General features: G+C 44.0%; 3 protein-coding genes. All 3 read right to left on the bottom strand.

From position 1 onward, the window contains the following. Nucleotides 1-2153, bottom strand: a 2153-nt coding sequence (gene carB / locus IH879_19745) for a carbamoyl-phosphate synthase (glutamine-hydrolyzing) large subunit (protein MCH7677161.1), incomplete at its 3' end; no start/stop codon positions are given. Nucleotides 2154-2155: 2 nt separating this feature from the next. Further along, nucleotides 2156-3214 (bottom strand): glutamine-hydrolyzing carbamoyl-phosphate synthase small subunit, encoded by a 1059-nt coding sequence (gene carA / locus IH879_19740; GenBank protein MCH7677160.1) that lies wholly within the window; start codon nt 3212-3214, stop codon nt 2156-2158. A 111-nt stretch (nt 3215-3325) separates the two neighbouring features. After that, on the bottom strand, nt 3326-3643 hold the full coding sequence (locus IH879_19735) for a hypothetical protein (protein ID MCH7677159.1): 318 nt from the start codon (nt 3641-3643) through the stop codon (nt 3326-3328). Between the last annotated feature and the right edge of the window lie 59 nt (nt 3644-3702).

The raw sequence follows: 3702 nt of genomic DNA, 5'->3' as shown, positions 1-3702 counted from the left end.
GCAACTCCCATCGCAGCGCCACTCAATACATAAGACGGTCGTACTAAAACAGGGTATTGAACTTCGTTGGCAAACTTCTTCGCATTTTTAAGGGTGAGCAACTCTTTCCATTCGGGTTGATCGATCTCAAGGGTGTCTAAAAGAGAGGAAAACTTATGGCGATCTTCAGCTCGGTCGATATTCTCAGCGGAGGTTCCTAAAATTTTCAAACCGTACCGCTGAAACTTGACAGCCAGATTATTGGGTACTTGCCCTCCCATAGAAATCACGATTCCCAGCGGGTGTTCTCTTTCATAAATATCAAAAATTGTCTCAAAGCTCAGTTCATCGAAGTAAAGCCGATCGCATTCATCAAAATCCGTGCTAACGGTCTCGGGATTGCAGTTAATTAGAATCGTCTGGTACTCCATTTTTCGTAGAGTCGCCACGGCATTTACACAACACCAATCAAATTCCACTGAACTGCCAATTCTGTAAACACCTGAACCCAAGACGATAACTGTGTTTTGATTCCTGAATTCCACATCATCCGAAGCGCCATTGTAAGTAAGATATAAATAATTTGTTTTCGCAGGATATTCAGCAGCCAGCGTGTCGATTTGTTTTACACAAGGCTTAAGTCCGTAATTTTTGCGCATGCCGCGAACTTCATCTTCATCACAATTTAATATCGAAGCGATTTGCAGATCCGAGAAGCCTGTTTGCTTCGCTTCAAGCAAAGTTCCTTTTGGGCAAATACCGTTTTTATAGACCGCAATTACATTTTCAATGTCAACAATATGCTGAATTTTATAAAGAAACCACTTATCGATGTGGGTCAATTTATGGACAGCTTCAACAGAATGCCCGGATTGAAGCGCCTGAGCCACTGCAAAAACACGCTCTTCGGTGGGATTTTCTAATTCGTCTTTAAAATCATCAAATTTTAAATGATCATTCCCAGTTAATCCCAGCACACCAATATCCAACATCCGTAAGGCTTTTTGCAAAGCCTCCTCAAACGAACGGCCGATTGCCATTACTTCGCCAACCGATTTCATTCCGGAGCCAATCTGGTGAGAGACATGACGAAATTTTTTAAGATCCCAGCGGGGAATTTTAACGACGATATAATCCAGAGCAGGTTCGAAACAGGCCATTGTCGTCTGCGTGATGGAATTTTTCAATTGGGTCAAACTATGTCCGAGCGCTAATTTAGCTGCAACAAATGCCAGAGGGTATCCGGTTGCTTTGGAGGCAAGCGCAGAACTTCGTGATAATCTCGCATTCACTTCGATTACCCGGTAATCTCCCGACTTTGGATCCAAAGCGTACTGAATGTTGCACTCACCAATGATACCGATGTGGCGAATCACCTTAATTGAAATCTCGCGCAGCCAATGATACTCGTGGTTGTTCAACGTCTGGCTTGGCGCCACAACAATGCTCTCCCCTGTGTGAATTCCCAACGGGTCGAAGTTTTCCATATTGCAAATCGTGATGCAATTGTCGTGGAGATCGCGCACTACTTCATACTCGATCTCCTTCCAACCCTCGAGGTACTCTTCAACCAAAATTTGATGGGTGAAAGAAAACGCTTTGTCAGCCAACTCCCGGACTTCATCCTCAGAGGTGCAGACGCCAGAGCCTAAGCCGCCCAGTGCAAAAGCGATTCGAATCATCACCGGATAGCCGATTTCTTTGGCGATTTTCAGAGCCTCTTCACTGGAATTGACTGCGACACTGCGTGGAGTTTTCACATCGATTTCATTGAGCCGGTCGATAAAGAGTCCCCGGTCTTCAGTATTTATAATTGCTTGAAGAGGCGTCCCGAGTACATTGACTTTATACTTTTCAAACACTCCATTTTTAGCCAATTCAAGGCCGCAATTAAGTGCGGTTTGCCCGCCAAAAGAAAGGAGGACGCCGTCAGGTCTTTCTTTTTCAATGACTTTTTCCACAAAATCTGCGTTAACCGGGAGGAAGTAAACATCGTCCGCGAGGTGCTCGGAAGTCTGAATCGTGGCAATATTCGGATTTACTAATACAGTTTGAATTCCTTCCTCCTTTAGAGCTTTGATGGCCTGGCTACCGGAATAATCAAACTCACCGGCCTCGCCGATTTTTAGGGCCGAACTGCCAAGAATGATGACTTTTTTAACGTGGTTGATCATACTTAAAGAATCGAACTGAATTCATCGAAGAGAAAGTCGGTATCCACAGGACCGGGACTTGCCTCGGGGTGAAATTGCACACTCATGAAAGGCTTGGTGCGATGGCGAATACCCTCATTCGTGCCGTCGTTGCCGTTGAAAAACCATGGTTCCCAGTCTTCCGGCAAAGTCTTCTCATCCACGGCATAACCGTGATTTTGCGAAGTGATAAAACAACGTTTGCTGCCAACCATCAGGCACGGCTGATTTTGGCTGCGATGTCCATACTTCAGTTTATAGGTATCAGCGCCGGCTGCCAGCGCCAATATTTGATTGCCAAGACAAATCCCAAATATTGGCATATTCCGCTTTAAAAGTTTGCGAACATTTTCAACTGTGGTGGCAGCCATTTTCGGCGAGCCGGGGCCGTTTGAAATCACCAGGCCGTCGAACTGCTCTTTGGAGATATCCCAATCCCAGGGCACGGTTTTAACTGAAAATCCCCTTTTGACCAGTGAACGGATGATATTAAATTTGCAGCCGCAATCGATGAGCAAAAGCTGCTTTTTGCCCTCACCGTAACACTCCGGCTTGCTGGAGGAGACCTCTGCAACTAAGTTGCGAGCATTCGGATCGACCATCTCAACATCGTTCTGTTGCACGACCAGTTTGCCCAACATCGAACCTTGCTCTCTTAGCTTCTGAGTGAGAAGTCTGGTATCAATTCCGGAAACCGCGGGAACATCATATTTCTTCAGCCAGTCATCAAGACTTAGCACGCCTTTCCAGTGGCTGAAATTAACTGAATATTCGGATATAACGAGACCGGAGATTTGAATTCGCCCAGACTCAAAATCCTGACCCAGCGGCCCATCTTTGGACACGAGAGAAGGAACGCCGTAGTTGCCGATTAATGGATAAGTTAAAATGAGAATCTGACCTTTGTAGGAGGGGTCTGTGAAGCACTCTGGGTAGCCCACCATTCCGGTATTAAACACGACCTCGCCTGAAGTGGACTTCGAACCACCAAAGGCCTTTCCAGTGAATACCGATCCATCGTCGAGAATTAATTTTGCGGTCATATTTTGTAGAGTGATTTCATGAATTATAGCACTTAACTTTTTAAGTTTCCACAAAAATTTTCAACAAATATTGAAATTCGGGATTTAAACACTCATGTAAAACAGAAATTTTTACGCAATCGCCATATAAAAAATGCTCACTACCAAAAGATAAAAGATTCCGATGCTAACCAAAAGAAAGCTCATGATGGTGTTAATCATCCCTCCACCTTTCTCACCAAAAACTTTTTTGCAGGAATTAACCACTTTAAAATACCAAAAGAGTAACCCCAGCATCAAAATCGCGGAACTAACAAAACTGATGATTATCATTACGTAATGATCTCGGAGGGGTACCGCCTCACGTATAACAATTGTTGCGAAAAACGAACCGAAAACAGTACCAAAAAAGAATATCGTAATCGAAATAAAAATACTTTTGTTATTCATTTAAGATCCACCTATAACTAAAAATTTTATCCTCTTCTTGAAGCGGTTTCCATTTTTGT

Source organism: candidate division KSB1 bacterium (assembly GCA_022562085.1).
GTDB lineage: Bacteria > Zhuqueibacterota > Zhuqueibacteria > Oceanimicrobiales > Oceanimicrobiaceae > Oceanimicrobium.
This window is presented reverse-complemented; position numbering and strand designations above follow the sequence as displayed.